Source organism: Campylobacter sp. LR264d (assembly GCF_008633895.1).
Classification (GTDB): domain Bacteria; phylum Campylobacterota; class Campylobacteria; order Campylobacterales; family Campylobacteraceae; genus Campylobacter_D.
Genome location: NZ_VJNT01000005.1, coordinates 23852 through 30840 on the forward strand (window position 1 = coordinate 23852; position 6989 = coordinate 30840).

Annotated in this window: 5 protein-coding genes; all 5 read left to right on the top strand. The window is 29.5% G+C overall.

Annotated features, from left to right (window positions below; genetic code table 11):
* The first annotated feature begins 135 nt into the window (after positions 1–135).
* The 5 genes from FMM56_RS01060 to lon all read left to right on the top strand — a co-directional run bounded on the left by FMM56_RS01060 (position 136) and on the right by lon (position 6403).
* A complete protein-coding gene (locus FMM56_RS01060) occupies positions 136–948 on the top strand; it encodes a flagellar hook-basal body protein (protein WP_150141467.1) in 813 nt (270 codons plus the stop codon).
* Positions 949–967: 19 nt separating this feature from the next.
* Complete coding sequence (gene flgG / locus FMM56_RS01065; protein WP_150141469.1) at positions 968–1759, top strand: flagellar basal-body rod protein FlgG; 792 nt, start codon at positions 968–970, stop codon at positions 1757–1759.
* Positions 1760–2536: 777 nt separating this feature from the next.
* Positions 2537–2839: a type VI secretion system baseplate subunit TssG gene (locus tag FMM56_RS01070; RefSeq protein ID WP_263312597.1), complete on the top strand. Its 303-nt coding sequence runs from the start codon at positions 2537–2539 to the stop codon at positions 2837–2839.
* A gap of 537 nt (positions 2840–3376) precedes the next feature.
* Complete coding sequence (gene bamD, locus FMM56_RS01075) at positions 3377–4018, top strand: outer membrane protein assembly factor BamD (protein ID WP_150141471.1); 642 nt, start codon at positions 3377–3379, stop codon at positions 4016–4018.
* Positions 4019–4027: 9 nt separating this feature from the next.
* Positions 4028–6403, top strand: a complete 2376-nt coding sequence (gene lon / locus FMM56_RS01080; protein WP_150141473.1) for an endopeptidase La — start codon at positions 4028–4030, stop codon at positions 6401–6403.
* Positions 6404–6989: the final 586 nt, after the last annotated feature.

Sequence of the window (6989 nt, forward strand, 5' to 3'; positions counted from 1 at the left end):
AATTTTTACTTATAATTGTATAAAATAAGAATGAATCTTTGTGTAGCTTTCAAACTATGTTTTTATAGTGTTTTTAAAAAGTTGGCACATTACTTGCTTAAAGTCTAGCAAATATTAAAAATTTAGGAAAGAAAAATGCAAAATGGATTTTATCAAGCTACGGGTGCAATGGTAACTCAGTTTAATAGACTTGATGTTATTACAAATAATCTTGCAAATGTTAATACTAGTGGTTATAAGCGAGATGATGTGGTAATTGCAGATTTTAAACGAATTTTTAGAGAAACTCAGGATGTCTTGCCTATTGAAAATCATACAAGAGATGCAGCAAGATTTGCAAATACTACTATTGACAGGGTACCTCAAGTTAGCCAAGAGTATACAGATTTTAGCACAGGGGCTATTAAGGCTACAAATAATAGACTTGACTTAGCTATTACAAGAGATGATGCTTTTTATTTGGTTCAAACTAAAAATGGCGAGGTTCGTTTAAGCAAGGATGGAAATTTTCAGCTTGATAGTGATGGCTTTTTAGTAAATAAACAAGGCTATAAGGTACTTAGCAATGCTTATTTTGATAATCCAGAAGATGCAAGCATTAGCATAGGTGTTGAGGCTAATGATGTAAGCATTGATAAGGATGGCAATATCTCAGTTGATGGCATTGATAATTCTACCCTTTATATAGCCCAAGTTGATGATATAAGAAATCTTAAAAAAGAAGGCGATAATGTTTATAGACTAGATGATTTAACAAAAATGAGAGAATTGCCAAATTCAAATTGCGTCAGACAAGGCTATTCTCAAGGTTCAAATGTCAATCCAGTTATTGAAATGGTGGGCTTAATAGAAGCACAAAGAATGGTTGAGATGTATCAAAAAGTGATGACAGCTCATATGGATGATTTAAATCAAGACGCTATTGATAAATTAGCAAGCGTAAGTTAAATTTAAGAAAGGATAAATTATGTTAAGGTCTTTATATACAGCATCAACAGGTATGATTGCCATGCAAACTCAAATAGATGTTACTTCAAATAATATCGCGAATGTTAACACCGTTGGTTTTAAGAAAAATAGGGCAGAATTTGCGGATTTAATGTATCAAACTATGAAGTACGCAGGAACTTCTACTTCTTCAACCACACTTCACCCATCAGGCATAGAAGTAGGTCTTGGCGTTCGTTCTGCAGCAATTACTAAGATATTTACCTCAGGAAGTTTTAAGTCAACTAGTACAGAAAGCTTTGATATGGCTATTCAAGGTAATGGCTTTTTTCAAATTCAATTACCAGATGGCACCACTGCTTACACTAGAAATGGGCAATTTACAAAGGATGAAGAAGGTAATATAGTAAATGCAGATGGTTACCCTTTAATACCTGAAATGACAGTGCCAGAAGGAGCTACTGATATCAGCGTGGCAACTGATGGAACAGTTTCAGTTATGTTAGCAGGGGAACAAGAAGAAACTCAAATAGGTCAAATTGAATTAGTAAATTTCATAAATCCAGCAGGTCTTCATTCTATGGGCGATAATTTATACTTAGAAACAGGGGCTAGTGGGGCACCTGTTGTAGGTATTGCAGGACAAGATGGGCTTGGTACTATAAGGCATGGTTTTGTGGAACTTTCAAATGTTCAACTTGTAGAAGAAATGACTGACTTAATCACAGGTCAAAGGGCTTACGAGGCCGGTTCAAAGGCAATTACTACAAGTGATGATATGCTAAGTATAGTTAATCAACTTAAAAGATAGAATTTAAATTTTTAATTATTATAACAAGCGACTCGTTCGCTTGTTTTTTTATTTTTTATATGAAGTTTTCATAAATTACTCAAACATTTTTCTTTTAATGTATTAAATTTATTTGAAAATTTTTTGATTTGTTTGTCTATTATCAAGTTTTGATATTAATGTATTTTGTTTACTAATTTCAATAAGTGGGATTTGTAAATTTTGCAAAGATTTAAAAAATAAATTTTTGTTTAACAGAATCTATCGTTTGACTTCTTAAATAATCATTAAAAGATTTAGCTCTTAAAACTAAAACTAAAAATTTAGCATTTAATTTATTTTTATCTGTGCTAAAAATTACATAAGCAGGACTTGTAAATTTGTCATTAAATTCTTTTGGTACAATACCTATGGAGCCTATATTTACTCGGTAAGGATTATAAAAAATTTCTCCACTTTTTACTTTTGTATATTCTTGTTTTATGTGTGAGTCTTTAAGAATATTATTAAAAATATCTCTTCTTTGTTATTTACGCCTAATATATTAAAATTATCATTTGGATATAAATACGGTTGTATTTTATATTATTTTTTATAATTAAATTTTTTTAAAGGCGTTAAGATGTTTAATTTTATTTCGCTTGCATTATTTTTATAATCCCAACGAGTTAAATCTTTAAAATTTATTATTTTAACACCTTTTTTATGTGTATTTTTTGTATTTAAAGTATTTTTTATGTACTTAGTTAATTATCAATAGCAAATTCTCAAAAAAATGTTTTAGGCATTAAAAATCATATCTTAGGTAAAAATTTTCTTTTAGGAAAAACATTTTTATCTTATCAAAGCAAGATAGCTATTTTAATTAAAGATATAGAATATTTACAAGCCTTAGAGTATTTACCAAATAAGGCAAAATATAAGGAATTAAAAGAAAGTATAATATTTCTTAGCAATAATGAGTTTTGTGTAGATTTATATCTAAAAATAAATTATAGTCCAAGAATAAGTTTTATCTTAAAAGATAAGACTACATCAGAGCTTGGCTTTGCAAAAATACTTGACAAAACAAAAAAAATCATATGTTTTAATCCATTTTAAACTAATTGAATAATCCTATCTCATTCTCAAATTCAAAGCTATATTACTTAGCATAAATGTTTTAAGAAGTATGCAAGGAAAAAAAAGATTAAACATAGCAAGTGTATCTAAGATATAAATAAGATTATTTTCAGTATTTAAAAAATGTATTTTTTTTCTTTTCATCTAAGGTAAAATTTATTATTTTTAAAATAAAAATTCTTATCTTTTAATTCTTCTTCTAAGACCAGTAAATATTAAAAAAAATTAATTTTTCTGTCATTGCTTAAAGAATAAATTGTATTTGCTTAAGAATTTTCTTCCACATTATCTTGCATTAAAGGTCTTTATAAATATTGTTGTTATTTAAAAGTATATTAATATACTTTTTTCATTAAATTGTTGTTTTTGTAAGATATCTAAAAAATTTATAAGTATGTAAAAAGCACTGGGGACTTAAGGATAAAAATTTCTATCCAAAAGATACAAATTCTAATTTTAAAGCCTTTTTATTAACAATATCTTTATATAATTATGCTTTTTAAAAAAGGTTTTTATATGAAAATAACATATTTATTAATATTTCTTTTCTTATTTAGCGCATGTAGTGTTAAGGATACAGAAGAACTTTATAATCTTAGTGCCACGCAATGGTATAAACAAATAATTCAAGACTTGCAAGATAGGGACCTAGAAAGTGCTGACACGCATTATAATGGCATGGCTAGTGAACACATTGCTGACCCCTTACTTGAAACAACCTTAATCATATTAGCACAAGCACACATGGATGAAGAAGAATATCAACTTGCTGATTTTTACCTAGAAGAATATAATAAAAAATTTGGTACTTCAAGAAATGTAGATTATATTCGTTATTTTAAAATCAAGGCTAAATTCGATGCCTTTGGCGTTCCAAATCGCAATCAATCCTTAATGCTAGAAAGTAAAAACGAGATTGATTCTTTTTTAAAAGATTACCCAGATACCGAATTTAAACCCTTGGTGCAAACTATGTTAATGAAATTTAATTTAGCTGAATTTTATTTAAATGAAAGCATAGCAGACTTATATAAAAGAACAGATAGAGAAGAAAGTTATGAAATTTATCAACAAAGATTAATGCAATCAGAATTTCACGATGAAGAAATGATAAAACCAGAATTGCCTTGGTATAGGGCTATATTTGAAACATTTTAAGGAAACAATATGGAACTTGAAGAAGCACAAAATTACCCTACAAAACTCCCCGTTTTAGTAGAGGATGAACTTTTTTTATATCCCTTTATGATAACACCAATTTTTATTGGTGATAATGCAAATTTAAAGGCTATGGAACTTGCTTTAAAAAATGATACTATGATTTTAGTTGTCCCTTCTAAATTTGAAAATGCTAGAAGCTTTGATGAAATTTATGATTGTGGCGTTATAGGAAACATAATGAGAAAGGTACCTTTGCCAGATGGTAGGGTTAAAATTTTATTTCAAGGTTATGCAAAGGCTAGAATTTTAGAAAGAATGTCAAGTAAGCCCTTAGAGGCCTTAGTTGATATAATCCACGAAGAACCTTTAAAAAATGCCAAAAAAGATGCCTTGCTTGGAGTTTTAAAAGAAAAGGTTAAAATTTTAGCAAATATTAGTGCTTATTTTTCCCCTGATTTATTAAGGACTATCGAAGAGGGCTTAGATGCGTCTAGGATTTGTGATTTGATACTAAATACAATTCGTATTAAAAAATCAGATGCTTATTCGTTTTTTATCTTAACAAGCCTTGAAACAAAGCTTACAAGGTTAATAGATTTAATCGCACAAGAAATCGAGGCTAACAAGATTCAAAAAGAGATAAAAAACAAGGTCCATTCTAAGATAGATAAGGTAAATAAAGAATATTTTTTAAAAGAACAATTAAGGCAAATTCAAAGAGAACTTGGAACCGATGCTGAAAGAGAAGATGAGTTAAAAGAATATTATAAAAAGCTTGAAAGTAAGAAAAAATTTATGTATGAAGATGCTTATAAAGAAATCAAAAAACAAATTGAAAAATTTGAAAGAATTCACCAAGATAACTCAGAAGCATCAATGATTCAAACATACATAGAAACAGCACTTGACGTGCCTTTTGAAAAGGTTTCTAAGAAAAAACTTGATATTAAAGAAGTTATTAAACAACTTGACAATGACCATTATGCCTTAAAAAAGCCTAAAGAAAGGATTGAAGAATATTTTGCCGTACGCGAACTTTTAGAAAAAAGAGATGTTAATGATAAGGATAGTGCTAAGGTGATACTTTGCTTATATGGACCTCCAGGGGTTGGTAAAACCTCACTAGCAAATTCAGTAGCAAAGGCTTTAAAAAGAGAGTTAATTCGCATAGCACTAGGTGGCCTTGAAGATGTAAATGAACTAAGAGGACATAGAAGAACCTATATAGGTGCAATGCCAGGCAGGGTAACTCAAGGTCTCATTGAAGCAAAGCAAATAAATCCAGTAGTAGTTTTAGATGAGATTGATAAATTAAATAGAAGTTTTAGAGGGGATCCTTCGGCTGCTCTTTTAGAAATACTGGACCCTGAACAAAATTCTAAATTTAGGGATTATTATTTAAATTTCAACATAGATTTAAGCAAGGTTATTTTTATAGCAACTGCAAATGATATAAGCGATATTCCCTCAGCTTTAAGAGATAGAATGGAATTTATTGAACTAAGTTCTTATACGCCTATTGAAAAATTTAATATTTGCAAAAAATACTTAATACCTGATGAGCTTAAAAAACATGGCTTAAAAGCTAGTGAATTAAGTCTTAAAGAAGATGTTATAGAATTAATAATAAACGATTACACAAGGGAATCAGGCGTTAGAACCTTGCGTAGAAAGATAGCCCAAATTTGTAGAAAGGTGGCTAAAAAACTGCTTTTAGAAGATTGCAAAAAAGTTTCTATTACTACGAAAAATTTATCTGAATTTTTAGATAAAAAGGTTTATGAGGCACAAAAAAAGGATGATGATGACAAGGTAGGTCAAGTAAATGGACTTGCTTGGACTCCTGTTGGGGGCGATGTTTTAAAGATTGAGGCTATTAAGATTAAGGGTAAGGGTGATTTAATGCTTACTGGAAGTCTTGGAGATGTGATGAAAGAATCAGCACAAATAGCCCTTAGTGTCAATAAGGTTTTAATTGATAGTAAAAAATTAATAGTACCTAAAAAGCTTATTTTAAACCCTAAGACAAATGCTTATGACCAGTATAACTTACATATTCATGTACCTGACGGTGCTACGCCAAAGGATGGGCCTAGTGCTGGTGTTACAATGAGCACGGTAATTGCTTCTGTGTTTAGTGATAGACCGGTAAGGGCGGATGTAGCGATGACAGGGGAGATTGATTTAGCTGGTAAAATTTTACCAATTGGAGGGCTTAAAGAAAAGCTTATAGCAGCGTATAAGGCAGATATTAAAATAGCCTTGATTCCTAGGAAAAATTATGAAAGAGATCTTAAAGATATTCCTAGTGAGATTAAGGACAATATGCAAATAATTGCCGTTGATTATTTTGATGAAGTCCTTAAAATAGCCCTTGTATAAATTTATTTAAAGTAGAAAAATACAATGTTTTTTATGCGATTGTGATGAAAGTCACGAAAAAAAGGTAAGGTTAGGGATAATCCTAATATTAAAATTTTAGAATGTAATGAGTGTGGTTTAGTGTTTTTGGATGCTCAAAACAGGGGGATGAGTTTTATCAAAATAAAGAAATGTTAAACGAATTATTTTTTAAAAGTTGCAAAAGAGATGAAAACAATAAGTCTTTAGTGTATGAAATTCTGGTTTAAGGATACTTTTTAAAAGACCAAAAAACTTGGTGGAATAGACGTATTGAGTTATCATAAACAAAGACCTACTAGACTTTGAAAGTGGCTATGGTGGCTTTTTAATACAAGCAAAGGAATTTGCAAAAAGTGTTATAGAGGCTGAACTTGAAGAACAAGTTAAAGCAGTTTATGAAAAGTATAAAATTCCACTAAGTAGAAATTTGGATGAAATGGGGGTATTTGATTTAATAACTACCAACACCTACAAAATCCTATCTTAATACTTAAAAATTTAGCTTCAAAATGAAAAGACAAATGCAAATGATGCCTTATTAACTATCTATGAAAATAAGGCTTTT

Coding starts and splice junctions, on each gene's coding strand:
- FMM56_RS01060 (WP_150141467.1), top strand. CDS start 136: ATGCAAAATGGATTTTATCAAGCTACGGGTGCAATGGTAACTCAGTTT.
- flgG (WP_150141469.1), top strand. CDS start 968: ATGTTAAGGTCTTTATATACAGCATCAACAGGTATGATTGCCATGCAA.
- bamD (WP_150141471.1), top strand. CDS start 3,377: ATGAAAATAACATATTTATTAATATTTCTTTTCTTATTTAGCGCATGT.
- lon (WP_150141473.1), top strand. CDS start 4,028: ATGGAACTTGAAGAAGCACAAAATTACCCTACAAAACTCCCCGTTTTA.